At 71.8% G+C, this 22,707-nt stretch carries 21 protein-coding genes and 1 riboswitch; of the genes, 9 read left to right on the forward strand and 12 right to left on the reverse strand.

Annotated elements, in window-relative coordinates:
* The first annotated feature begins 4 nt into the window (after window positions 1-4).
* Genes ACFWV3_RS23525 through ACFWV3_RS23540 form a run of 4 tightly spaced genes read left to right on the forward strand, consistent with a single transcriptional unit; the run spans window position 5 to window position 2,946 of the window.
* Window positions 5-385, forward strand: coding sequence for a TIGR03618 family F420-dependent PPOX class oxidoreductase (locus ACFWV3_RS23525; RefSeq protein WP_382413692.1), 381 nt, complete (start codon window positions 5-7; stop codon window positions 383-385).
* Window positions 366-1,511 carry a precorrin-6y C5,15-methyltransferase (decarboxylating) subunit CbiE gene (gene cbiE, locus ACFWV3_RS23530; RefSeq protein ID WP_382413694.1) on the forward strand — a complete coding sequence of 382 codons (1,146 nt, stop codon included), beginning with the start codon at window positions 366-368 and terminating at the stop codon, window positions 1,509-1,511. Before ACFWV3_RS23525 ends, cbiE begins: the two co-directional genes overlap by 20 nt.
* The gene (gene cobM, locus ACFWV3_RS23535; RefSeq protein ID WP_382413695.1) at window positions 1,508-2,248 is read left to right on the forward strand and encodes a precorrin-4 C(11)-methyltransferase; all 741 of its coding nucleotides are present in this window, start codon (window positions 1,508-1,510) and stop codon (window positions 2,246-2,248) included. Before cbiE ends, cobM begins: the two co-directional genes overlap by 4 nt.
* Window positions 2,245-2,946 carry a cobalt-precorrin-6A reductase gene (locus tag ACFWV3_RS23540; protein ID WP_382413696.1) on the forward strand — a complete coding sequence of 234 codons (702 nt, stop codon included), beginning with the start codon at window positions 2,245-2,247 and terminating at the stop codon, window positions 2,944-2,946. Before cobM ends, ACFWV3_RS23540 begins: the two co-directional genes overlap by 4 nt.
* On the opposite strand, the gene ACFWV3_RS23545 is transcribed toward ACFWV3_RS23540, so the two are convergent.
* From ACFWV3_RS23545 to ACFWV3_RS23555, 3 genes are read right to left on the reverse strand one after another with little or no spacing between them, the layout of a single operon-like run.
* Window positions 2,918-4,369, reverse strand: coding sequence for a precorrin-2 C(20)-methyltransferase (locus ACFWV3_RS23545; protein ID WP_382413697.1), 1,452 nt, complete (start codon window positions 4,367-4,369; stop codon window positions 2,918-2,920). The two genes, ACFWV3_RS23540 and ACFWV3_RS23545, sit on opposite strands and share 29 nt — an antisense overlap.
* A complete protein-coding gene (locus ACFWV3_RS23550) occupies window positions 4,366-4,986 on the reverse strand; it encodes a precorrin-8X methylmutase (RefSeq protein WP_382413698.1) in 621 nt (206 codons plus the stop codon). Before ACFWV3_RS23550 ends, ACFWV3_RS23545 begins: the two co-directional genes overlap by 4 nt.
* The gene (locus tag ACFWV3_RS23555; RefSeq protein WP_382413700.1) at window positions 4,983-5,963 is read right to left on the reverse strand and encodes a hypothetical protein; all 981 of its coding nucleotides are present in this window, start codon (window positions 5,961-5,963) and stop codon (window positions 4,983-4,985) included. Before ACFWV3_RS23555 ends, ACFWV3_RS23550 begins: the two co-directional genes overlap by 4 nt.
* 49 nt (window positions 5,964-6,012) lie before the next feature.
* A riboswitch (cobalamin riboswitch) is annotated at window positions 6,013-6,084 on the forward strand.
* A 55-nt stretch (window positions 6,085-6,139) separates the two neighbouring features.
* Between ACFWV3_RS23555 and cobN the strand changes: the two genes are divergently transcribed.
* A complete protein-coding gene (cobN, locus tag ACFWV3_RS23560; RefSeq protein WP_382413701.1) occupies window positions 6,140-9,706 on the forward strand; it encodes a cobaltochelatase subunit CobN in 3,567 nt (1,188 codons plus the stop codon).
* Window positions 9,707-9,748: 42 nt separating this feature from the next.
* Complete coding sequence (locus tag ACFWV3_RS23565; protein WP_382413703.1) at window positions 9,749-10,321, forward strand: hypothetical protein; 573 nt, start codon at window positions 9,749-9,751, stop codon at window positions 10,319-10,321.
* On the opposite strand, the gene ACFWV3_RS23570 is transcribed toward ACFWV3_RS23565, so the two are convergent.
* Both ACFWV3_RS23570 and ACFWV3_RS23575 read right to left on the reverse strand, forming a co-directional pair.
* A complete protein-coding gene (locus ACFWV3_RS23570) occupies window positions 10,300-10,803 on the reverse strand; it encodes an EF-hand domain-containing protein (RefSeq protein WP_382413704.1) in 504 nt (167 codons plus the stop codon). The genes ACFWV3_RS23565 and ACFWV3_RS23570 overlap by 22 nt on opposite strands.
* 54 nt (window positions 10,804-10,857) lie before the next feature.
* On the reverse strand, window positions 10,858-13,356 hold the full coding sequence (locus ACFWV3_RS23575) for an AAA family ATPase (RefSeq protein WP_382413705.1): 2,499 nt from the start codon (window positions 13,354-13,356) through the stop codon (window positions 10,858-10,860).
* A gap of 325 nt (window positions 13,357-13,681) precedes the next feature.
* Here ACFWV3_RS23575 and ACFWV3_RS23580 point away from each other — a divergent pair, with 325 nt between their 5' ends.
* Complete coding sequence (locus ACFWV3_RS23580; protein ID WP_382413706.1) at window positions 13,682-16,297, forward strand: LuxR C-terminal-related transcriptional regulator; 2,616 nt, start codon at window positions 13,682-13,684, stop codon at window positions 16,295-16,297.
* Here ACFWV3_RS23580 and ACFWV3_RS23585 read toward each other — a convergent pair.
* The 3 genes from ACFWV3_RS23585 to ACFWV3_RS23595 all read right to left on the reverse strand — a co-directional run bounded on the left by ACFWV3_RS23585 (window position 16,251) and on the right by ACFWV3_RS23595 (window position 18,206).
* Window positions 16,251-16,658, reverse strand: coding sequence for a lipopolysaccharide assembly LapA domain-containing protein (locus ACFWV3_RS23585; RefSeq protein WP_382413707.1), 408 nt, complete (start codon window positions 16,656-16,658; stop codon window positions 16,251-16,253). The two genes, ACFWV3_RS23580 and ACFWV3_RS23585, sit on opposite strands and share 47 nt — an antisense overlap.
* 51 nt (window positions 16,659-16,709) lie before the next feature.
* Window positions 16,710-17,066, reverse strand: a complete 357-nt coding sequence (locus ACFWV3_RS23590) for a DUF742 domain-containing protein (RefSeq protein ID WP_382413709.1) — start codon at window positions 17,064-17,066, stop codon at window positions 16,710-16,712.
* Window positions 17,067-17,282: 216 nt separating this feature from the next.
* Window positions 17,283-18,206, reverse strand: coding sequence for an anti-sigma factor RsbA family regulatory protein (locus ACFWV3_RS23595; RefSeq protein WP_382413711.1), 924 nt, complete (start codon window positions 18,204-18,206; stop codon window positions 17,283-17,285).
* 101 nt (window positions 18,207-18,307) lie between these two features.
* On the opposite strand from ACFWV3_RS23595, the gene ACFWV3_RS23600 reads away from it, so the two are divergent.
* On the forward strand, window positions 18,308-19,129 hold the full coding sequence (locus tag ACFWV3_RS23600; protein ID WP_382413713.1) for a MerR family transcriptional regulator: 822 nt from the start codon (window positions 18,308-18,310) through the stop codon (window positions 19,127-19,129).
* Window positions 19,130-19,135: 6 nt separating this feature from the next.
* On the opposite strand, the gene ACFWV3_RS23605 is transcribed toward ACFWV3_RS23600, so the two are convergent.
* The 4 genes from ACFWV3_RS23605 to ACFWV3_RS23620 are packed head-to-tail and all read right to left on the reverse strand — an operon-like array spanning window position 19,136 to window position 22,143.
* On the reverse strand, window positions 19,136-19,765 hold the full coding sequence (locus ACFWV3_RS23605) for a GTP pyrophosphokinase family protein (RefSeq protein WP_382413714.1): 630 nt from the start codon (window positions 19,763-19,765) through the stop codon (window positions 19,136-19,138).
* A gap of 16 nt (window positions 19,766-19,781) precedes the next feature.
* Complete coding sequence (locus ACFWV3_RS23610) at window positions 19,782-20,762, reverse strand: D-cysteine desulfhydrase family protein (protein WP_382413716.1); 981 nt, start codon at window positions 20,760-20,762, stop codon at window positions 19,782-19,784.
* Window positions 20,753-21,613, reverse strand: coding sequence for a cobalamin-binding protein (locus ACFWV3_RS23615; protein WP_382413717.1), 861 nt, complete (start codon window positions 21,611-21,613; stop codon window positions 20,753-20,755). The genes ACFWV3_RS23610 and ACFWV3_RS23615 overlap by 10 nt, the downstream gene beginning before the upstream one ends.
* Window positions 21,613-22,143 (reverse strand): NUDIX domain-containing protein, encoded by a 531-nt coding sequence (locus ACFWV3_RS23620; RefSeq protein ID WP_382413719.1) that lies wholly within the window; start codon window positions 22,141-22,143, stop codon window positions 21,613-21,615. The genes ACFWV3_RS23615 and ACFWV3_RS23620 overlap by 1 nt, the downstream gene beginning before the upstream one ends.
* Window positions 22,144-22,320: 177 nt before the next feature.
* On the opposite strand from ACFWV3_RS23620, the gene ACFWV3_RS23625 reads away from it, so the two are divergent.
* Complete coding sequence (locus ACFWV3_RS23625) at window positions 22,321-22,671, forward strand: hypothetical protein (protein WP_382413721.1); 351 nt, start codon at window positions 22,321-22,323, stop codon at window positions 22,669-22,671.
* Window positions 22,672-22,707: the final 36 nt, after the last annotated feature.

A 22,707-nucleotide genomic window follows, 5' to 3' on the forward strand; every position in this document is an offset into this window, starting at 1 on the left:
GTGCATGTCGATCGAGCGGGGCGCAGAGTTCGCCGAGTTCTGGTCAGAGCGGCACCTGTGCACGCTATCGACGGTGCGTGCGAACGGCACCGTGCAGGTCGTGCCGGTGGGCGTCACGCTCGACCGGGAGACCGGTGTCGCGCGCGTCATCACGGACGGGGCCTCGTGGAAGGTCAAGCACGTCCGCAGGGCCGGGTACGCGGCGGTGTGCCAGGTGGACGGTCGCCGGTGGTCCACGCTGGAGGGTCCCGCGGTCGTCCGCGACGACGCGGAGTCCGTCGCCGACGCCGAACGCCGGTACGCGGAGCGATACCGGCAGCCGCGGGTGAACCCGACACGCGTCGTGATCGAGATTCAGGTGCAGCGTGTCAGCGGAACGGTCTGACGTCGTCGTTGTCGGTGTCGGCGCCGACGGGTGGGACGGGCTGTCGCCGGCCGCTCAACGGGCCGTCGCGGGCTCGAAGGTGCTGATGGGGTCGCAGCGGCAGCTCGACCTGGTGCCGGGGGAGTTCGAGCGGGTCGCGTGGCCGTCGCCGCTGGTACCGGCGTTGCCCGAGCTGTTCGGGAAGTACCGGGACGTGTGCGTGCTCGCCTCCGGCGATCCCATGTTCCACGGCATCGGCACCACCCTGGTCCGGTTGCTCGGCTCGCGCGTCACGGTCGTGCCGCACCCGTCGTCGGTGTCGCTCGCGGCGGCGCGGCTCGGGTGGGCGTTGAACGACGTCGAGGTCGTGTCGCTGGTCGGGCGGCCACCTGATCTGCTGAGGGCCGCGCTGAGTCCCGGACGGCGCGCGCTCGTGCTGGGCGGGGACCCGGAGGTCGTCGCCGGGATCGCCGGGCCGGTCACCGTGCTGGAGCAGCTGGGCGGGCCGGCCGAGCGGGTCTACGAGTGGGCGGGGCAGGACGCGGACCCGTTGTGCGTCATCGCCGTGGAGTACGCGGGTGAGGCGTATTCTCGCGCGCCAGGACTGCCGGACGACGCCTACGAGACCGACGGCCAGCTGACGAAGCGCGAGGTGCGGGCGATTTCCCTGTCGAGGTTGGCGCCGCTGCCGGGACAGCTGCTGTGGGACGTGGGCGCGGGGTCCGGGTCCATCGCGATCGAGTGGGCGCGGACGCACCCGACGTGCCGGGCGATCGCCGTCGAGCAGTCGGCGGAGCGGGCCGAGCGGATCGTGCGCAACGCGGCGAAGCTCGGCGTTCCGGGCGTGCAGGTCCACATCGGACGCGCGCCGGAGGCGTTGGAGCCGCTGGAGAAGCCCGACGCGATCTTCATCGGCGGCGGGCTGACCGTGCCGGGTGTGGTGCAGGCCTGCTGGGACGCGCTGCCGTCCGGCGGGCGGCTCGTGGTCAACGCCGTGACGCTGGAGTCCGAGGCCGTGGTCGCGCAGTGGTACGCGCGGCTCGGCGGCGACCTGGTGCGGATCGCGGTGAACCGGGGGTCGGCGGTCGGCGGGTTCACCGGCTGGCGGCCGCACATGCCTGTGACGACGTGGAGCGTGACGAAGTGACCGTGCACTTCATCGGGGCCGGTCCCGGGGCCGCCGACCTGATCACGGTGCGCGGGCGGTCGTTGATCGAGTCGTCGCCGGTGTGCCTGTACGCGGGCGCGCTGGTGCCGGTGGAGCTGCTGGACTTCTGCCCCGAGGGCGCGCGCAGGGTCGACACGGCGTCGCTGACGCTGGACGAGATCGTCGCGGAGCTGGCGGCGGCGTCGGAGCAGGGGCTGGACGTGGCCCGGCTGCACTCCGGCGACCCGGCGGTGTTCAGCGCGATGGCCGAGCAGATGCGCCGGCTGGACGTGTTGGGCATCGCCTACGACGTGACGCCGGGGGTGCCGGCGTTCGCGGCCGCGGCGGCGTCGTTGCAGCGCGAGCTGACCGTGCCTGGGGTGGGGCAGACGGTGATCCTCACGCGGACGTCGCAGCGCGCCACGCCGATGCCGCCGGGTGAGGAGCTGGACACGCTGGGCCGCAGCCACGCCACGCTCGTGCTGCACCTGGCCGTGCAGCGGATCACCGAGGTGGTCGCCGAGCTGGTGCCGAACTACGGCGCCGACTGCCCGGTCGCGGTGGTCGCGTACGCGTCGCGTGAGGACGAGATCGTGTTGCGCGGGACGCTGGACGACATCGCCGCGCAGGTCGCGGCCGCCGGCATCAAGCGGACCGCGGTGATCGTCGTCGGGCAGGTGCTGGGGGCCACGCAGTTCCCGGACAGCCACCTGTACTCGGCCACGCGCGTTCGATGATCCTGATCCTCGGCGGCACGGGGGAGGCGCGGGAGCTGGCCGCTCGAGTGCCCGCGGTGTCGTCGCTCGCCGGCCGGGTGAGCACTCCCGCGCTGCCCGTCGGCGAGGTCCGGATCGGCGGGTTCGGCGGGGTCGACGGGCTGGCGCAGTGGTTGCGGGACAACGGGATCACCGCTGTGGTCGATGCGACGCACCCGTTCGCGCGGCAGATCACCGCGAACGCTTTCGAGGCCTGCGCACGGGTCGGTGTGCCGTTCCTGGTGCTGCGGAGGCCCGGTTTCGACCCTCAGCCCGGCTGGCTGTGGGTGGACGACGTGGCCGGGGCCGCACGGGCGATTCCGGGTTCCAGGGTGTTCCTCACGACCGGGCGGCAGGACCTGGCGGAGTTCGCCGGGTGCCCGCAGTGGTTCCTGGCGCGGATGGTCGAGCCGCCGGAACCGCCGATGCCCCAGCGGATCGAGGTGCTGCTGTCGCGGGGTCCGTTCACCGTGGACGGTGAGCTGGCGCTGATGCGGGAGCACCGGATCGACGTGCTGGTCACCAAGGACAGCGGTGGCCGCATGACGTCGGCCAAGCTCGAAGCCGCGCGCCGGCTGGGGATTCCGGTCGTGATCGTGCGCCGGCCACCGCTGCCGCCCGCGGAGACGGTGGCCGACGTCGACGCCGCCGTCAGGTGGTTGGGTACCGCCGGGGCGTGAACACGACTCCCCGCTCGGTCACGACCGTCTGCGACGAGCCGATGATCAGCAGGCAGCGCATGTCGATCGTGGCGGGGTCGAGGGCACCGAGCGTCAGCACCCGGATCTCCTCCTCGGGGCCGCCGACGTCGCGTCCCACGACCACCGGCGTCTCCGGCTTCCGGTGCTGCAACAGGAGATCGCGCATGTCGGCGACCTGGTGCGTGCGCGCCTTGGACGCCGGGTTGTAGATCGCGATCACCAGGTCGGCCTTGGCGGTGGCGGTCAGGCGTTCGGAGATGACCTCCCACGGCTTGAGGCGGTCGCTCAGCGAGATCACCGCGTAGTCGTGGCCCAGCGGCGCGCCCGCCTTGGCCGCCACGGCGTTCGCGGCCGTGACACCGGGAACGATCCGCACGGGGATCTCCGGGCTCTCCGCGGCGACTTCGAGGACCGCCGTGGCCATGGCGAAGATGCCGGGGTCGCCAGAGGAGACCACGGCGACCCTCGAACCGCGGCGGGCCAGGTCCAGGGCGAACGCGGCACGTTCCGACTCGACCTGGTTGTGCGACAGGTGCCGCTTCTGGCCGGGGCGTTCGGGAACGCGGTTCAGGTAGGTCGAGTAGCCGACCAGCTCGTCGGCCGCTTCGAGCTCCTGGCGGGCCTCGGGCGTGAGCCAGTTCCGCGCACCGGGACCCAGACCGACCACGACGACCTCGCCCCTGGGCTTGCGCGGCTTGGACCCGCTGGGCAGCACGGCGATCGAGAAGTAGGGGACCGTCTCGGGGTCGACGTCGGCGAGCGGCAGCATCTTCTGCCTGCGGGAGGTGGCGCGCTCGACGTACCAGGCGCCGTCGAGCCTGCCCGCGTTCGCCAAGGCCTCGCGCACGTTGCCGAAGGTGCGGCCCAGCTTGAGGATCGCGGCGCTGTCGGTGTCGGCGAGGCGGGCCGCGAGCTCGGCGGGCGGCAGCGTGCCGGGCAGGATCGTGAGCACCTCGTCGCGTTCCACCAGCGGCGTGCCGAGGACAGCGGACGCGCCGCTGACCGACGTCACGCCGGGCACGACCTCCCACTCGTACCTGCCGGCGAGCCGCTTGTGCATGTGCATGTACGAGCCGTAGAAGAACGGGTCGCCCGCGGCGAGCACGACGACGTCACGCCCGGCGTCGAGGTGCGCGGCGAGCCGGGCGGCGGCGACCTCGTAGAAGGCGTCGATCTCGCCCTGGTAGTCGTCGGTGTCCTCGGTGGTGACCGGGTAGACGAGCTGCTCGACGATCTGGCCTTCGCGGAAGTACGGCTCCGCGATGGTCTTGGCGATGCTGCGGCCGTGGCGGGCGCTGTGGAACGCGATCACGTCGGCCTCGCGGATGAGCCGCGCGGCCTTGACCGTCACCAGTTCCGGGTCGCCGGGACCGAGACCGACGCCGTAGAGCTTGCCCGTCATTCTTCTTCGCTCGCAATCGCGTTGATGGCCGCCGCCGTCATGGCACTCCCGCCACGCCGGCCGCGTACCACGAGGTGCTCCAGATCCGTTGCCGCCAAAGCCTCTTTCGACTCCGCCGCCCCGATGAACCCGACCGGGATGCCGAGCACCGCGGCCGGTCGTGGTGCCCCGGCGGCGATCAGGTCGAGGAGGTGGAACAACGCGGTGGGGGCGTTGCCGATCGCGATCACGGCGCCCGCGAAGCGGTCCGCGAGCAGCTCGAGAGCGGCGGCGCTGCGGGTGTTGCCGATCTCCTGCGCTCGTGCCGGGGTACGCGGATCCTGCAGGAAGCACAGGACTTCGTTGTCCTTCGGCAGACGGCGGCGGGTGACACCGGACGCGACCATGTTGGCGTCGCACAGGATCGGGGCGCCGTCGCGCAGTGCCGCGCGGGCGTCGCGGACGACGTTCGGCGAGAACGCGACATCGTCCGGCAGGTCGGTCATGCCGCACGCGTGGATCATGCGGACGACGACTTGCGCGACGTCGGCGGGGAACCGGGTGAGGTCCGACTCCGCGCGGATGGTGGCGAAGGACTGGCGGTAGATCTCCGCCCCGTCCCTGATGTACTCCGTCACCTGATCTCCTCGTAGCCGTCGCCGGTCGCGACGAACTCGATCACATCACCGGCCGGACGACCACATCGGCGTGCGCAGCCCGACCAGTGCACGGGCCGCGAGTGCGGGGTCCCCAGCCAGGCGCGGGCGTCCGCGCGCACGTCCGACAACGACTTCGCGCAGCCGGGTCGTCCGGTGCACGCGCTCACCCCGTGCCAGGGGGAGGAAGGGTCGGTGATCAGGCCGGACGTGTCGGTGCCGGGCGGGACGACCACGCTGCGCCACGGGGTGAGCCGCAGCGCGACGCCGGGCAGGCTGTGCGCGTCGAGCCGGCCGAGTGGAACGCCTGGTGTCAAAGGTGAAGGTGCGACAGGAGTCACAGCCGGGGTGATGCGGTCCGAGGCGGCGACCCCGAAGTGCGCGGTGATCTTTCGCACACCGTCGTCCACTTCGGACAGGCGCCACGCGGTGCCGCGCAGCTCCTGGAACAGCCGGGCGGCGGTGACGACGGCGTCGGCCGGATCGTGAACTCGGACACCTGTATCGGTCCCGGCGAGCAGCAGCACGTCCCCGACCAGGCCGATGTCACCACGCAGGCCGCTCACCGCGGCACCAACCGTGACGAGGAACCTGCCGGGCAGCGCGGCCAGCGACGGGTCCGCGCACAGGGCGGCGTCGATCTCGTCCACCAGCGCCTGGTTGTCCTCCAGCGGCGCCGCGATGATGTTGCGGATGCGCTCGTGGCTGAACGACGGGAGCAGTCCCGCCGCACGTAACCGGTCACCTAGCTCCAGGCTGTCCGCCACGCCCCTGAGCTGCAAGTTCGCCCGTGAGGTCAATTCGATGACGCCGTTGCCCAGTTCGGCGGCAGCGGCCCGTACGACGTCCCACTGGGCGGCGGAAAGGGTGCCACCCGGAACCCGGATGCGTGCCAGGCCGCCGTCTGCTGCGGCATGCAGCTCGACCGCGCCAGGGCAGGCATCCGGGTGACTACGCATAGGTCGGACTGTAACCCGCCGGTTAGGGTGAGCCCGAACGACGAAGCGCAGGAGGAAGCCGGTGCGAATCCGGCGCGGTCCCGCCACTGTGACCAGCGAACCCGCTGGGAGTCAGGAACTCCGCTTCGCCGCGACCCGCAACCTGGGGCGAGGACCCCACGAGGGATGGAGCCTGCGTGATCCTGCTGCTGTCGACCTCCGACACCGACCTGCTGTCGGCCCGCGCGAGCGGCGCCGAGTACCGGCTCGGCAACCCCGCGCGGCTCACCGCCGACGACCTGCCCGCCCTGGTCGACGGCGTCGGCCTCGTCCTCGTGCGCATCCTCGGCGGCCGCCGGATGTGGGAGGAAGGGCTCGACTGGCTGCTCGCGAGCGGTCTGCCGGTGGTCGTGCTCGGCGGTGAGATGCAGCCCGACGCGGCGCTCATGGAGCTGTCGACGGTGCCCGGCGGCGTCTGCGCGGAGGCCCACCTCTACCTCGCCCACGGCGGGCCGGCGAACCTCACGGAGCTGCACAAGTTCCTCTCCGACACGATCCTGCTGACCGGCCACGGGTTCGAACGACCGAAGGCCACGCCCACCTGGGGCGTCCTGGAGCGCGAGCCGTCCGCGGCGCAGGGCCCGACGGTCGCGGTGCTCTACTACCGCGCCCACCACGTGGCCGGGAACACGGCGTTCGTGCACGCCTTGTGCGACGCGATCGAGGAGAAGGGCGGCAAGGCGCTGCCGGTCTACTGCTCCTCGCTGCGCACTGCCGAGCCCGAGCTGCTCGACACGCTCCGCGCGGCCGACGCGTTGATCGTCACGGTCCTCGCGGCCGGCGGCACCAACCCGGCCAAGGCGAGCGCCGGTGGTGACGACGACGCGTGGGACGTCGGCGCGCTCGCGGCGCTGGACGTGCCGATCCTGCAGGGGTTGTGCCTCACGTCGAGCCGTGAGTCGTGGGACTCCAACGACGACGGACTGTCTCCTTTGGACACCGCGACCCAGGTCGCGATCCCGGAGTTCGACGGCCGGATCATCACGGTCCCGTTCTCCTTCAAGGAGATCGACTCCGACGGCCTCACCGTCTACGTCGCCGACCCGGAACGGGCGCTGCGCGTCGCGGGCATCGCGATCCGGCACGGCCGCCTGCGGCACATCCCCGTCGCCGACCGCAAGGTCGTCGTGATGCTGTCCGCGTACCCGACCAAGCACTCGCGCATCGGCAACGCCGTCGGTCTCGACACCCCGGCCTCCACGGTCCGGCTGCTCAAGGCCATGCGGGAGCACGGCTACGACATCGGCGACGCGCTGCCGGGTGTCGACGAGCTCGACGGCGACAAGCTGATCCACGCCCTGATCGCCGCCGGTGGCCAGGACGCCGACTGGCTCACGCAGGAGCAGTTCGAGAGCAACCCGATCCGCATCGCCGCGGCCGACTACCGGGAGTTCTACGACACGCTGCCCGACGACTTCCGCGAGTCGATGGAACAGCACTGGGGCGAGGCGCCCGGCGAGCTGTTCGTCGACCGCAGCAAGTCGAAGGACGGCGAGATCGTGCTGGCCGCGCTGCGGTCCGGCAACGTCACCGTGGTCGTCCAGCCGCCGCGCGGGTTCGGCGAGAACCCGATCGCGATCTACCACGACCCCGACCTGCCGCCGTCGCACCACTACCTCGCGGCCTACCGGTGGATCGAGTCGTCGTTCGGCGCCGACGCGGTCGTGCACGTCGGCAAGCACGGCAACCTGGAGTGGCTGCCGGGCAAGACCGTCGGCATGTCGGCGTCCTGCGGCACGGACGCGGCGCTCGGCGACCTGCCGCTGATCTACCCGTTCCTGGTCAACGACCCCGGTGAGGGCACGCAGGCCAAGCGCCGCGCCCACGCCACGCTGGTCGACCACCTCGTGCCGCCGATGGCCCGCGCCGACAGCTACGGCGACATCGCGCGCCTGGAGCAGCTGCTCGACGAGTACGGGAACATCTCCGCGATGGACCCGGCCAAGGTGCCGGCGATCCGCGCGCAGATCTGGACGCTGATCAAGGCCGCGAAGCTCGACCACGACCTGGGGCTCGACGACCGGCCGCACGACGCCGAGTTCGACGAGTTCATCCTGCACGTCGACGGCTGGCTGTGCGAGGTCAAGGACGTCCAGATCCGCGACGGGCTGCACATCCTCGGCGAGGCGCCGACCGGTTCCGTGCGCGTCAACCTCGTGCTCGCGATGTTGCAGGCACGGCAGATGTGGGGCGGTCAGGTCGCCGCGCTGCCCGGTCTGCGCGAGGCGCTCGGTCTCACGACCACCGCGCGTGAGGACGTCGACGCGATCGAGGAGGAAGCGCGCGCTCTCGTCCAGGCGATGGAGGACGCGGGCTGGGACCGTGAGGCCGCAGCGGGTCTGCACGAGTCGACCGACGTGCAGAAGATCCTGGAGTTCGCGGCCGTCGAGGTGGTGCCCCGGCTGGCGCGCACGACGGACGAGATGACGAACGTCCTGCACGCGTTGGACGGCGGCTACATCCCGGCCGGCCCGTCCGGTTCTCCGTTGCGGGGCCTGGTGAACGTGCTGCCGACCGGCCGCAACTTCTACTCGGTCGACCCGAAGGCCATCCCGTCGCGCCTCGCGTGGGAGACCGGCCAGGCGATGGCCGACTCGCTGCTGGAGCGCTACCGGTCCGAGAACGACGGCGAGTGGCCGCCCTCGGTGGGGCTCTCGGTCTGGGGCACGTCCGCGATGCGCACGGCCGGCGACGACATCGCCGAGGTGTTCGCGCTGATGGGCGTGCGGCCGGTGTGGGACGACCAGTCCCGGCGCGTCACCGGGCTGGAGGTCATCGGCCTGGAGGAGCTGGACCGGCCGCGCGTCGACGTCACGGTCCGGATCTCCGGGTTCTTCCGTGACGCCTTCCCGCACGTGGTGTCCCTTTTGGACGACGCGGTGCAGCTGGTGGCGGCGCTCGACGAGCCCGCGGAGCAGAACTTCGTGCGGGCGCACATGCTCAGGGACCTGGAAGAGCACGGCGACGAGCGCCGGGCCACGTTGCGGATCTTCGGATCCAAGCCGGGCGCGTACGGCGCGGGCGTGCTGCCGTTGATCGACAGCCGCAACTGGCGCGACTCGTCCGACATCGCCGAGGTGTACGCGGTGTGGGGCGGCTACGCGTACGGCCGCGGCGTCGACGGCGTCGAGGCGCGGGTGGACATGGAGTCGGCGTACCGGCGGATCGCGGTGGCGGCCAAGAACATCGACACCCGCGAGCACGACATCGCCGACTCGGACGACTACTTCCAGTACCACGGCGGCATGGTCACGATGGTGAAGGCGCTGACGGGCAAGGCACCCGCCGCGTACGTCGGCGACAGCACCCGGCCGGAGGCGGTCAGGACCCGCACCCTCACCGAGGAGACCTCGCGGATCTTCCGCGCCCGCGTGGTGAACCCGCGCTGGGTCGGGGCGATGCGCAACCACGGCTACAAGGGCGCGTTCGAGCTGCAGGCCACGGTCGAGTACCTGTTCGGCTACGACGCCACGACCGGTGTCGTCGCCGACTGGATGTACGAGAAGCTCACCGAGACCTATGTGCTCGACCCGGAGACCCGCAAGTTCTTGCAGACCTCCAACCCGTGGGCGTTGCACGGCATCGCCGAGCGCCTGCTGGAGGCGGCCGAGCGCAAGATGTGGGAGCACCCCGAAGAGTCCACTCTGGACGCCCTGCGGTCGGCGTACCTGGAGACCGAGGGCGACCTGGAGGACGGCGTCTGATCCGAGCCCCGCGCCGCCGCGTCCGCGCGTAGCCTCCTCGGCATGGGGAAGATTCACGCCGGAGCCACGCTGACACCGCACTTCCGCGACTTCCTGCCCGCGTGGCTCGCGGAGCAGCCGTGGTACGAGGGATCGGGTCCGGTGCGCCCGGCCGGGTTCTTCCGCTTCGAGGACCCGGCGGGTGTCGTCGGCGTGGAGACGCACTTGCTCCGCAACGGTGACGCCGTCTACCAGGTGCCGTTGACCTACCGGCCCGCGCCGCTGCCCGGCGGTGCGCTCGTCGTGACGGCCGAGCACAGCGTGCTCGGCCGGCGCTGGATCTACGACGCGGTGAGCGACCCGGTGTGGGTCGCGGCGCTGCTGGACCTGGTCGCCCGCAACGGGATCTCCGACCCCGCCGGTCGTGCCGGGACCTCCGCGGCGGAGGCACGGGGTGCGCTGCTGCTCCCGGTGGAGCTCACACCGGAGTCCGTCGTGATCGACCTGGAACGGCGGGTGGTCCCCGATCGTCCGGCCAGTGGTGCGGCGGGCGTGGTCACCGGCTCGTGGCACCAGGACGGCGAGGTGCGCTCCGGCCGGCTCGCCGTCGTGCGTCAGACCGGCCCGAAGGCGTAGGAGCCGGGCGCCCCGGCGTCGTCGCCCGCCCAGAACTCCATCCACAGCTGGACGAACTCGTGGCGCGACAGCCTGCCGTCGCCGTCGAGGTCGAGCCTCGCGAAGTCGACCGGGCCGTCGTGGCCGAGCCACGCGCGGATCATCGCGCGGTACTCGTCCTGCGAGACGTAGTCGTCGTGGTTCGCGTCCACCGCGGTGAACATCGCGTCGGCCGTGCCGAAGACCGCCTCGGGGCTGTCCGGCAGCACGTCGACCACGCCCAGGACGTCGTCCAGCGACACCCTGTCCCTGCCCGCCGCCGACCGCAGCGCCTCCCACCAGCCCATCATCACCTGCGACAGCATCGCCTCGTCGCCGCCGCGCAGCTCCACCCAGCGCGCGGTCAGCGCCTCGAAGTCGTCCTCGGCGAGGTAGCCGTCGCCGTTGGCGTCCATCGCCTCGAAGACCGGGGCCACCTTGTGTCTCTGGAACTCGCTCGCCATGGCCAGAAGATAAGCCGAACGTCGTAGCCCGATCATCGGCCGAACGGGTCAGAACTAGTCCACGAACAGGGCATTCGACAGCTGCGCGCGGCCGCCGACGCCGAGCTTGCGGTAGATCCCCGACAACGCCGCCTCGACCGCGTCCGCCGGGACGAGCAGCATCGACGCGATCTCCTCGTCGCTGCGGCCGCGGGCGGCCAGCTCCGCCACCTGGTGCTCGGCGGGGGTCAGCGCGGTGGGACCGGTCTGGCGCCTCCGCCGGGGTCCGGCGCTCGTCGCCACCAGTTCGGAGTAGGCCCGCGCGGCCATCGCGGTGGAGCCGCACTTCTGCGCCAGGTCCACCGCGTCACGCAGGCAGGCGCGCGCACCGGCGGTGTCGCCCTGGCGCCGCACCACGACGCCGAGGTCGACGAGCGCCCGCGCCAGTTCCAGACGGGCGGGGGAGTTCCGCAGCACCCGCACGGCTTCCTCCAGCAACGCCCGGCCGGCCGCCCCCGCCGTGACCCGGCCCTCCGCGCGCAACGCCATGCCCAACGCGCGGGGCGCACCCCAGGCACGCGCCAGCGCGACCTCCTCTGCCGCGAGCTCGCGCGCCCGTTCCGAGTCGCCGATCGACGCGTACGCCAGCGCCGCACCCGAGCGCCACGCCAGCGGTGCGGGATTGCGGTACGGCCACGCCGCGCAGTGCCGTCCGGCGGCCAGGAACGCCTCCAGCGCCTCGTGATCGTCGCCCCGCGCCGTCAGCAAGCGTCCGCGCACGGTCAGCAGCCCGCCGTACTGCCACACCCGCCGCGCCCCGTCGGTCGAGGACTCCGCGATCACCGCCTCGGCCTCGTCCAGCCGGCCCTCCTCGAGCAGGATGTCGGCGAGCAGCGCGGCGTGCCACGCCGAGACCGCGTGCCAGCGCCGGTCCTGCCGCAGGTGGTCCTCCGCCAGTTCGAGGTCGGCGCGGGCCGAGACGAGATCTCCCTTGCGGCGCTGGACGTTCGCGCGCATCACGTACGTCAGTGCCCGCAGTGCCGGAGCCTGTGCGCGGTCCACGTCGTCGAGCACGGTGAGTGCTTCGTCCAGCGAGTCCGCGAGGTTCAGCGTCATCGCGGACGTCAGCGACGACAGCACGTCATCGGCCGACACCCGTGCCACGGCCTCGGCGGCGGTGATGTCCCCGACCATCACGTGGTGCAGCACTCCGGCGGGCGTGTCGAGCGGCACCGACGACGGCACCGCTTCCTGCCACGCCAGCCCGTGCACCGCCAGATGTGCCCGCGCCCACGGCGAACCGTCCGACAGCACCGCCGCCAGCTCGGCCGCGTTCCCCTCGGCGTGCAGGGCGTAGGACAGCGCCACGGCCGTCTCCGCGTCGTCCACATCGGACTGGAACGCCTCGCGCAACCGCGCCGTCGCACCGGGCAGGTTGCCGACCAGCTCCGCGATCCCCAGCAACCGAAGGGCGCGGGACGGGTTCGCCACCGGTTCGCGCAACGCCCGCCACAGCAACCGCGCCGCACCGGCCGTGTCGCCCTGGTTCACCGCCTCCTGCGCCGTCCGGTCGAGCACCTCACCCGCCCACGGCTCCAGTCCCGGCGACGTCTCCAGCAGGTGGTCGGCCACCGCCCGGTCCGGTGCGCCGTGCGCGCGCAACGACCGCGCCGCGCGGAGGTGCAGGTCGGCCCGTGCCGGTGCGGGCATGTCGTCGAGCACCGCGGCGCCGACGACGCCGAGCAGTTCGACGGTCCGCACGGCCTCCGCCAGTTCCAGAGGGCCCAGCCGGGTCAGGTCGGCCAGCACGCCGGGGTGCGGTGACGGGCCGAGCGCCGCGAGGCAGTGCGCGACGGTCGCGACGGCGGCGGGACGGCGGCGCAGCCGGGCCGCCGTGATCTCGCCCAGCACCTCGGCACCCCGCTGCGCGACCCGCCACGCCGACTCCGCGGTCGGCGGCACGTCGTCCTCCGCCAGCGCCGAGACCAACCGGGTCAACGCCAACGGGTTCCCGCCCGTCGCGGCCACGCACGCGGCGGTGAACTCGGGCGAGGGCGTGCCCAGCGGCGAGAGCAGCGCGGTGACGGCGTCCGGGGACAGCTCGTCCAGCACGACCCGGTGGCACACGGCCAGGATCTCCGCGTGCGACGGGTCGTCGAAGCGCTCACCGGCGCCCGCGGTCAGCACGAGCGCGATCGGCAGCCGCTGGACCCGCAACGCCAGGTAGGCGAGCCAGCGCAACGACGCGGCGTCGGCCCAGTGGACGTCGTCGACCAGGACGAGCAGGCGCCGCCGGCCGGCCAGCGCCGCCGCCAGCCGGTAGACCCCGTGCAGCACGGCGAAGTCGGCGGCCGGTGCGGTGAGGTGCAGCGCGCTCACGGCCTCCGCGGGCACGAGATCCGGGTCCACCAGGTCGAAGAGCTGCGCCACCACCCCGAACGGCAGGTCGCCGTCCAGGGCGCTGCAGCGGGCCCGCACGACGTGCCCGTCCCAGTGTGCGGCGAGGTCGTCGAGCACCGCGGTCCTGCCCGTGCCGGGAGCACCCTCCACGACGGTGGTGGTGCCCGGCGTCACCTGTTCGCTGATTCCGGCACACCACGCTTTTCGCCGGTTTTCCAAGATCTCTCCACAATCCGTGGCCGAAAGGATCAGCGGAATTGATGCTAGGAGAAACCGGTCCACTTGCCCAGGTAAAGCTTCCTGCGCTACGGGCGTCTCAACAGGAGTGCTGCACGTATGATCCCGCGGGCAACTACTCGAATGGGTAGCGGCAGCTGGACGGTGCCCTGGTGTGATCATCCCAACGGCCCAGGGGTGCTGCCCCGGGGCTGGTCGCGGTGCGGGTCGGCGTGGTAATGCAGATCTTGTTCTCCGCCGCCGCGGAGCGAAAGGAAAATGGGTGTCGGGGAATCGTGACGGGGTGTTCCGCGGCCGCGAGGGAGAACGGGAGCTCCTGAACGGCGTGCTGGACGCGGGTACCGGCGTGGTGCTCGTCGACGGCGCGGCGGGAACGGGCAAGACCCGGCTGCTGGCGGAGGTGGCCGCACTGGCCGCGCGCCGCGGCTTCGAGGTCGCCACCGCGCAGGACGAGCTGGACCAGCCGTTCCTGCTGGCACGACTGGCGGAACGCCGGCCGGACGGCCCCACCCTGGTGGTCCTCGACGACCTCCACCTGGCCGAGCCGGGAACGCTGGCGGCACTGCGGTCCCTGTTGCCCGCCTCCACCCACGAGAAGGTCGTCTGGCTGCTCGCGCGCCGCCGCGGCGAGGCCGCCGACCGCCTGGTCGCCGCCGCGCTCGCTCGCGGTGCCGTGCGGATCGAGCTGCGACCGTTGCCGGACAACGTGATCGCCGACCTGGTCACCGACCTCACCGGCGGCGACCCCGACCAGGACCTGCGGGCGCTGGCGTCGACCGCGCAGGGCAACCCGGCGGCGCTGACCGGCCTGCTGCACGCCCTGCGCGAGGACGGCCAGGTCGCCGTCATCGGCGGGAACGCCTCACTGCGCACCGACCGCGTGCCGATGCGCACCGAGGCGCTGCTGCGGGAACGCGTCAGTGCGTTGGGGGGCAAGGCGAGGCACCTCCTGCAGGTCGCGTCCGTGCTCGGGCCGCGCTTCGAACCCGCCGACGTCGCGGAGATGCTGGCGTCCAGCACCGCGATCCTGTTGCCCGCGCTGGACGAGGTCATCTCCGCCGGTGTCGTGACGTCGCTGGAGGACAGGCTGGCGTTCCGGCACGAGCTGGTGTGGCGCCTGGTCGCCGACTCCGTGCCGCCGCCCGTGCGCCGCGCCCTGCACCGCGAGGCGGGCGAGATGCTGCTGGGACGCGGCGACTCCGCCGTCGCGGCGGCCAGGCACCTGCTGCACGGCGCCCAGCGCGGTGACGCGCGGTCGATCGACGGTCTGGTCGTCGCCGCGAAGGCCGTGCTGCTCACCGCGCCCGACGCCGCCGCCGAGCTCGCGGTGCGGGCGCTGGAACTGACCGACCAGTCCTCCCCGTCGTTGTTGCGCCGCACGGTGATCGCGGTCCGCGCGCTGATCGCGGCCGGCAAGCTCGCCGCCGCGCAGGCGCTCGCCGAGGACGCGATGTCGCGGCAGGTGTCCTTCGGGTCCGCCGCGAAGCTGCGGCACTGCGTCGCCATGACGACGTTGCTGACCGCGCGGCACACGGAGTCGGCCGAGACCTCCGAGGCGTTGCTCGTCGAGCCGGGGCTGATGCCGGAGCTGGTGCCGTGGGTGGAGATCACCCGCATGATGGCGCTGCTCGGCCACGACCGCGGCCGCGCGGAGGAGCTGGCCGAGAGCGTCGTGCGCGGCCACCAGGGATCGCCGGACGACGTGCTGGCGACGGCGCTGGCGGTGCTCGCCGCGATCGCGCGTGACACCGGACAGCCGGGCGTCGCGCTGGAACTGGCCCGCGAGGCGGCGCAGTCCGTGACGTCGCACGACCTCTGCGCGTACCCGCAGCTGCTGCTCGCGACGGTGTTCTCCGGGCTGCGCGAGTTCGCCGAGGCCCACAGCGTGCTGCGGCGGGCGCGCAGCGGGCCGTCCGCCGTGGTCACCAAGGGGATCATGACCGCGGTCGTGCAGGCGCGGGTCCTGTTGCAGGCAGGGCGGATCGAGGAAGCGGCCGTCGAGGCGCGCACCGCGCTGACCACGGCGGAGGAGACCGGGCACGCGGCACTGGTCGCGCCGGCGCTGGCCGTGCTCGCGATGGTCGCGATCCACACCGGCGACCTGCCCGCCGCCGTCGAGCACGTCGAGCGCTACCGCGAGAGCGTTCCCGCCGACGGGATCATGTTCTCCCGCGCCTACTACCAGTGGACCGACGTGCTGGTCACCTACGTGGGCTCCGGGCTCGACAGGGCGCTGGGACTGCTCGCCGACGAGTACCCGGAACTGGTGTCGTCGGGGCTCTTCGCCGAGGAACCCCGTGCCGCCGGGTGGTTCGTGCGTCGCGCGATGGAGGCCGGGGACGAGGGGCTCGCCAAGTCCGTCGTCGACCGGGTGGAGCAGCTCGCCGCGGAGAACCCCGGGTTCCGCGCCGTGGCCGCGGCCGCGCTGCACGCCCGCGGCCTGGTCGACAACGACCCGTCGGTGGTGGAGCTCGCCGCGCAGCAGCACGGCGACCTGTGGGCGCAGGCCAACGCGGCCGAGGACCTCGGCGTGCTGCTGGACGACCGCGCCGCGTCGGTGAGGTCGCTGGAGAGCGCGCTCGGGCTGTACCGGGAGATCGGCGCGTCCCGCGACAGCGCCCGCGTGCTGGGACGGCTGCGCAAGCTGGGACGGCGCCGCCGGGCCGAGCCCGCGCGCCCTGCGTCCGGATGGTCCAGTTTGGACGACACCGAACGGGCTATCGCGAACCTCGTCGCCAAGGGTCAGACGAACCGGCAGATCTCCACGCAGCTCTTCATGTCACCGCACACGGTGAACTTCCACCTGCGCAAGATCTTCCGCAAGCTCGGGATCAGCTCTCGCGTCGAGCTGGTGATGAGGTCGCGGGACGACCGGTGAGCCGCTTGGCCTGACGGCGCAGCTGCAGGATCCGGGCGGCACCGACGACGGCGACCAGCAGCGCGCCGCCGATCGCCGCGAACAGCAGCGACACGCCGAGCGGCAGGCTGAACTCGCCCCACAGGAACCGGATCGTCGCGTTGTCGCCGTTCTGCAGGATGAAGACCAGCAGGAAGGTCAGCACGACGATCGCCACCAGCACGGCGACCCACGTCCCGCTGATCCTGGTCGGCCGCATCGACTTCGGCGCGGCCGGGGGAGGCGACGACGGGGGAACGGTCGCCGGCGGTGCGCTCGGCCGCCCCGCCGGGATCGGTTCGGTGACCGGCGCGCTCGGGGTCTCGTCGCTGGGGTTCGCCACGGTGGAATTATCGGCGATCCCCGCTGCTCCCGCAGGTCGGCGAACGGGTGGCTACAACCGGCGCAGCCCCGACAGGACGCGTTCGAGCAGAGCCATGTTCGGCTTGTCGCCCGGCTCGTGCACCGCGACCAGGTTCAACGTGATCAGGTCGCTCAGCAGCACCCGCGTGACGCCGAGCGGGATCTTCATCAGCGCCGAGATCTCGGCGACCGACCGCGGCTGCAGGCACAGCCGCATCATCGCGGCCTGGTCGTTGTTCGCGCGGTAGAGCCGCTCCTCGTCCGTCGAGAGCAGCGTCTCGAGGCGGAGGTCGTGGCGTGCCGCGGTGCGTCCGCCCGTGCGGGCGTAGGGACGGATGAGCGAGCTGTCCCGCGCGGGGACGCCGCTGGGGGGTTCATCTTCGGGCATCGGCCACTCCGGGGGCGGCTCCGGTGGGCGTTGGCGCAACGGTTGCTGACGGGGCAGCTGCTGCGTCTCCGGCGCGTACGAGTCACCTCGCTCGTCGGACTGCAACCATCTGCGGGTCGCCGGGGATCCGAACCGAGCCCCGGTGTAACCGATTTCCGTCGCTTCCTCGTCGTGCACGTGCTCAAGCTATAACGAAGTCGCCCAAATGTATGTCGATCACGTTGCCTTTTTGTCACCCAGATCGAATCTGACCTGGATTGCAGTGCCCGACGACGTCGTTTGGGTGCGGACAAGGTCGGCCAAACGGTTGACAAGCAACAGACCGCGACCGCCTGGTTCGTTTGCGTGAACAGGGGTGCGTCCGGCCAGAACATCCGTGATGTGGCCGTTGTCGTTGACTTGGCAAACAATGCTTTCGCTTTCCGTCCACACACGAACCGTGCTCTCGCCCCCGCCGTGCCGGACGCTGTTGGTCGCGAGCTCGGTCACGGCGAGCGCGAAGTCGTCGAGGCGCTCCGGCGCGAGCCCGAGCTGCACGGCCTGCTCGCGTGCGAACGCCCGCACCGCCGCCATCGCGCCGGCACCCACCGACGTGCCCACCGCGTCCACCGGGATCACCAGCGGCAACGAGTGCGCGGCGACGACCACCCGTGCGGGGTGGAAGTGGTCGCTGGGACGGTGACCACCCGCGTCGATGACGACCGGGTGGGTTTTTTCCGCGTCTGCCAACACATCGTGACTCAGTGACGAGGTGTCGTACGGGCACAGGATGCTCACATCGCGCCCGCTGAAGGCGTAGTTGACCAACGCCTCGTGCAGCGCGCACGCCGGGTACTCGACCTCCGAGCGCCGGTCCCACACCGGTTCGCTGATGATCCGGACGGCCCCGCGGTGCCGGTCGGCGAACGCGCGGAGCTCGGGGATGATCCGGCCGGGGTTGCGGCCGGTGTCCGCCATGTCGACGAAGGTCACGAGGTGCGCGAACCCGCTCAGCGACTCCCTGAGCAGCCGCAGGTTCCTGCTGGGCACCGCCACGGCGACGGGTTCGGCGTTCGCCAGACCCTCCACCACGAACGGAACGGTCCCGTCGACGTAGGACTCCTCGTCGGAGTAGAACAACGCCGGATGTGCGAACGTCATGTGCCACCTCTCGCCAACGTCCCGGGATGCCCACCCGGCCCGTTGCCCAAACCATCATTTCTTGACTCTGACACCGTGTCAGCCCCTACACAGGAGCAGTCATGTTCACCATCGGAGACTTCGCCCATCTGGGTCGCGTGTCGGTGCGGATGCTGCGCCATTACGACGCGGTCGGCTTGCTTCCGCCCGCCCGCGTCGACCCGGCCACCGGCTACCGCTTCTACACCGCGGCCCAGCTGCACCGGCTCAACCGCCTGGTGGCGCTGAAGGACCTCGGCCTGACGCTCGACCAGGTCCGTGTCGTGCTCGACGAAAAGCTTTCCATCGAGCAGTTGCACGGCATGCTGTCGTTGCGCCGGGCCGAGCTGCGCCAGCAGATCCTCGCGGACGAGTCGCGCCTGCGTCGGGTCGAAGCACGTCTCCGAGCCATCGAGAGGGAGGGCGCCATGCCCACCGACGAGATCGTTGTGAAGGCCGTTGCCCCCGTCCGGGTCGCCCGGCTCAGTGCCACCGCCGCGTCCTACGGCCCCGAGGACATCGGCCCGGTGATCCAGCCGCTCTACCCGCAGCTGTTCGAGCGACTGGGCCGCGCCGGGGTCCCGCCCTGCGGCCACGGCATCGCCACCTACGAACCGGCCGCCGGTGACGAGGTGCTCGTGCACGCCGGCGTGACCGTCGACGTCGAGCCTTCCGCCGCGTACGACTTCGAGATCGTCGACCTGCCCGCACTCGCCGAGGCGGCGACCGTCGTGCACCACGGGTCGATGGACGACGTCGACGTGACGTACCAGGCCGTCGCGGCGTGGATCGAGGCCAACGGGTACAAGCAGAACGGGTTCGCGCGGGAGGTGTACCTGAACTACGGGCAGGGCGACCCGGCGGACTGGGTGACGGAGCTGCAGCTGGAGATCACCAAGCCGTAGCGCGGCTCAGTCGTCGCTGTGGATGCGGCGGTGCAACGACTCCATCCGGTCGTCCAGCTGCGCCGCGATCATCGCCGACGACATCAGCTCGTCCACGAAGTCCGCGGGCGGGCTGTCGTCGTACTTGTAGAACAGCTTGTGCTCCAGGGTCGCCCAGAAGTCCATCGCGATGGTCCGCAGCTGCACCTCGACCTTGACGTGTTCGACCCGGTCCGACAGGAACACCGGGATGCGCACGATGAGGTGCAGGCTGCGGTACCCGTTCGGCTTCGGGTTCGCGATGTAGTCCTTGGTGTGCAGGATCTCCACGTCGTGCTGGCGCGCCAGCATCGCGGAGACCCGGTAGACGTCCGAGACGAACGGGCAGATCACCCGCACGCCCGCGATGTCGTCCAGCACGTCGCCGATCGACTCCAGGTCGAGTGGAAAACCCTTGCGCCGCAGCTTCTCCAGGATGCCCTCGGGCTTCTTCACCCGGTTGGTGATGTGCTCGATGGGGTCGTGCCGGTGGACCGAGTCGAACTCCTCGCTGAGGATGCGGAGCTTCGTCATGAGCTCCTCGATCGCGAACTTGTAGACGAGCAGGCGTCGTTCGAGGTCGCGCAGGAGACTCAGGTCGTCGGCCAGGTCGGTCACCACACCAGGGTACTGATCACGCGGAGCCGAACCGCGCCACGGCTTCGGGCGCGTAGCCGTAGAAGCCGGGAAGACCACCCGTGTGGAGGAAGACGACGGGCACGTCGCTCGTGGCGGCGATCTCGCGGAACTTCACGGCCGCCTTGCCCGTGTAGACCGGGTCCAGCAGCACGCCCTCGGTCTCGGCGAACAGCTTCAGCACGTCCCACATCTCCGGCGTCGGCACGCCGTAGCCCGGGCCGACGGTGTCGTCGGTGACGGTGAGGTGCGCGAGCTCCGGTTCCGGCACGCCGAGGAGCGCGGCGGACTCGGCGCACAACGTCCGGAGCACCTGCGACGCCTCGGCCGCCGGGTGGGAGACGCTCGCCGCGTGCACCTTGCCGGGCCAGCCGAGCAGCTCGGTGCCGAGCGCGATGCCGGCCGCCGTGGCCCCGCTGCCGTCCGGCACGACGATCAGCGCGTCGTCGATGCCGCGGTCGTGCAGCTGGCCGACGAGCTCGACGGCCGCGGCGACGTAGCCGAGGGCGCCCAGGCCGTTCGAGCCGCCGATCGGGAGCGTGACGGCCTTGTCGTGGTTGACCTTCTCGTAGGCCGCCGCGGTCTCCTCGGCGTCCGCGCAGAGGTGGACGTTCGCGCCGAACACGTGGTCCAGCACGATGTTGCCGGACCGCTCGTAGGCCTCGCCCGTCATCGGCACCCTGGCGGTGAGCACCAGCTCGCAGCGCAGGCCGAGCTTCGCGCACGCCGCCGCGGTCTGGCGGCCGTGGTTGGTCTGCAGCGCGCCGAACGTGATGATCGTGTCCGCGCCGTCCGCCAGCGCCCGGCCGAGCAGGAACTCCAGTTTGCGCAGCTTGTTGCCGCCCGCGCCGAGGCCGTTGACGTCGTCGCGCTTGAGCAGGACCGGCGGGCCGCCGAGCGCGGCCGCGAGCCTCGGGGCGTCGTCGAGCGGGGTCGGCCAGCTGCCCAGTGCGACTCGGGGGAACGCGCTCAGGTCCATGGCGCGAGCTTAATCGCCTCGTCAGGGCCTGGTTCCCGACCGACGCCGTGCAGCACGTGGGCCAGGACCTCGATGCCGCGCACGACCCGTGGGCCGGGCCGGTTGAAGTACGACGGGCCGTCCACCACCCACGTCTCGGGCAGGCGCTGGTCCGGCAGCTCCCGCAGCGTCCGCTCGGGAGGGAAGCCGCACGGCATCAGCAGGACCACGTCGGGACGGGCGTCGTGCACGGCCTGCCAGGTCGTCGGCCCGGTGTGCTCGCCCGGTGCGGCGAGGAGCGGGACGCCGCCGGCCGCCGTGACCTGTTCCGGCACCCAGTGCCCGGCCGGCCAGACCGGGTCGAGCCACTCGATCGCCGCCACCCGCGGCCGGACGACGTCCCGCGTCAGCGCCGAGACGGCGTCGATGCGCTCCCGCAGCGCCGCGATCCGGTCCCCGGCGTCGACGCCGAGGACGTCGCCGACGGTCTTCAGGCAGTCCAGCACCTCGTCCAACGTGGACGGTTCGAGGCTCAGCACCTTCGGTCCCACGTCCATCATCCGGACGGTCTCGGTGACGGTGCGGTACGAGATCGCGCAGACGTCGCACAGGTCCTGGGTGAGGATCACGTCGGGCCGCAGCTCCTCCAGAAGGTCGCTGTCGAGGCCGTAGATCGACGAGCCGTGGTGGACGGTGTCGTTGATCTCCCGGCTGCTGACGGCGTTCTGGTCGACCAGGGTGCTCGTGACGACCGGGACGTGCGCGACCTCGGCAGGCCAGTCGCACTCGTGGGTGCGGCCCACGAGGTGGTCCAGGAGCCCGAGCTCGGCCACGACGTCGGTCGCGGCGGGCAGCAGCGAGACGATCCGCATCAGACCTCGCGCCCGAACTCGGCGTACCGGGTGGTGCCGCCGGCCAGTGCGGCGACGGCGAGGGTGAGCCTGCGGTGCAGCGACGGGTAGATCCGCGGCCGGGCCTCGTCGAGCGCCAGGTACGTCACGCCCTCCAGCTCGGGGTCGCACGCCACCGCACCGTCCACGACGCCACCGTCGAACACGAACTGGTGGCAGTCGCGCCAGACCCCGTTGCGCGGGGTCCAGTCCACGACGAGCAACCGTCCGAGCGGGACCTCCAGACCCAGCTCCTCGCGGACCTCTCGCAATGCGGCCGCCTTCGGCGACTCGTCGTCCTCGGTCATGCCGCCGGGGATGTCCAGCACCGCCTTGTAGGTCGGCACCACGAACAGCACGCGCCCGGTGGAGTCGCGGATCAGCGCGCCGCCGGCGGACGTCTTGGTGGGACGCCTCGATGCCACTCCCGGCTCGTGCTCGAGCTCGGCGGGGCCCTCGTCGAGGACGTCGGCGGCGAAGGTCGCGGGGTCTCCCGCGTGCAGTGCGGACACCCGTCGATGATCACACCACGGGGTGAATCCCGCACCGGTGGACCTGCCGTTCGGCGCTGGTCGGGCGCCGTCCGGCGATGACGGTCAGCAACCAAACGAATCACCAGTACGCTCAGCGGTGTAACTCCGTGCGATCAAACGCCGATGTCCACGGCAACATCGGTGGAGGTGACGCCAATGGGGGCAACCGGTGCCGCCAAGCGCAGACACGACGGCAGATCGGCCCCGTGGTCGGTGGTCGGCCTGACGGTCGTGTTCGTCGTGGTGGCCCAGGTCCAGTTCGCCATCGCGGTCGCGGAATCGGTCTGGTGGCCGGCCGTGCTCGGGGCGGCGTTGCTGGGTGCGGCGGTCGTGTTCGTGAAGACCGCGCGCAGGCATCGTCTGGACGACAGCGACACGTACGAGGCACCGCCCGAGGTGGCCGCGAGGCCGCTTCCGGCCGAGTACGAGGCGCACGTCGACGCGGACGGGAGCCTGGCGCGCGCGGTCGGCGAAGTGATCCACGCCTCCCGGCGCTGGCGGGCCTGACCACCCCACATCGGGCGGGCCGGGCCACCGGGTGGT

The sequence above is a fragment of the Lentzea sp. NPDC059081 genome (assembly GCF_042738015.1).
In the GTDB taxonomy this organism is placed as follows: domain Bacteria; phylum Actinomycetota; class Actinomycetes; order Mycobacteriales; family Pseudonocardiaceae; genus Lentzea.

Coding starts and splice junctions, on each gene's coding strand:
- ACFWV3_RS23555 (WP_382413700.1), bottom strand. CDS start 5,963: ATGCGTAGTCACCCGGATGCCTGCCCTGGCGCGGTCGAGCTGCATGCC.
- ACFWV3_RS23610 (WP_382413716.1), bottom strand. CDS start 20,762: ATGGACCTGAGCGCGTTCCCCCGAGTCGCACTGGGCAGCTGGCCGACC.
- ACFWV3_RS23625 (WP_382413721.1), top strand. CDS start 22,321: ATGGGGGCAACCGGTGCCGCCAAGCGCAGACACGACGGCAGATCGGCC.
- ACFWV3_RS23615 (WP_382413717.1), bottom strand. CDS start 21,613: ATGCGGATCGTCTCGCTGCTGCCCGCCGCGACCGACGTCGTGGCCGAG.
- ACFWV3_RS23540 (WP_382413696.1), top strand. CDS start 2,245: ATGATCCTGATCCTCGGCGGCACGGGGGAGGCGCGGGAGCTGGCCGCT.
- ACFWV3_RS23600 (WP_382413713.1), top strand. CDS start 18,308: ATGTTCACCATCGGAGACTTCGCCCATCTGGGTCGCGTGTCGGTGCGG.
- ACFWV3_RS23570 (WP_382413704.1), bottom strand. CDS start 10,803: ATGGCGAGCGAGTTCCAGAGACACAAGGTGGCCCCGGTCTTCGAGGCG.
- ACFWV3_RS23590 (WP_382413709.1), bottom strand. CDS start 17,066: ATGCCCGAAGATGAACCCCCCAGCGGCGTCCCCGCGCGGGACAGCTCG.
- ACFWV3_RS23565 (WP_382413703.1), top strand. CDS start 9,749: ATGGGGAAGATTCACGCCGGAGCCACGCTGACACCGCACTTCCGCGAC.
- ACFWV3_RS23525 (WP_382413692.1), top strand. CDS start 5: ATGTCGATCGAGCGGGGCGCAGAGTTCGCCGAGTTCTGGTCAGAGCGG.
- ACFWV3_RS23595 (WP_382413711.1), bottom strand. CDS start 18,206: ATGACGTTCGCACATCCGGCGTTGTTCTACTCCGACGAGGAGTCCTAC.
- ACFWV3_RS23545 (WP_382413697.1), bottom strand. CDS start 4,369: ATGACGGGCAAGCTCTACGGCGTCGGTCTCGGTCCCGGCGACCCGGAA.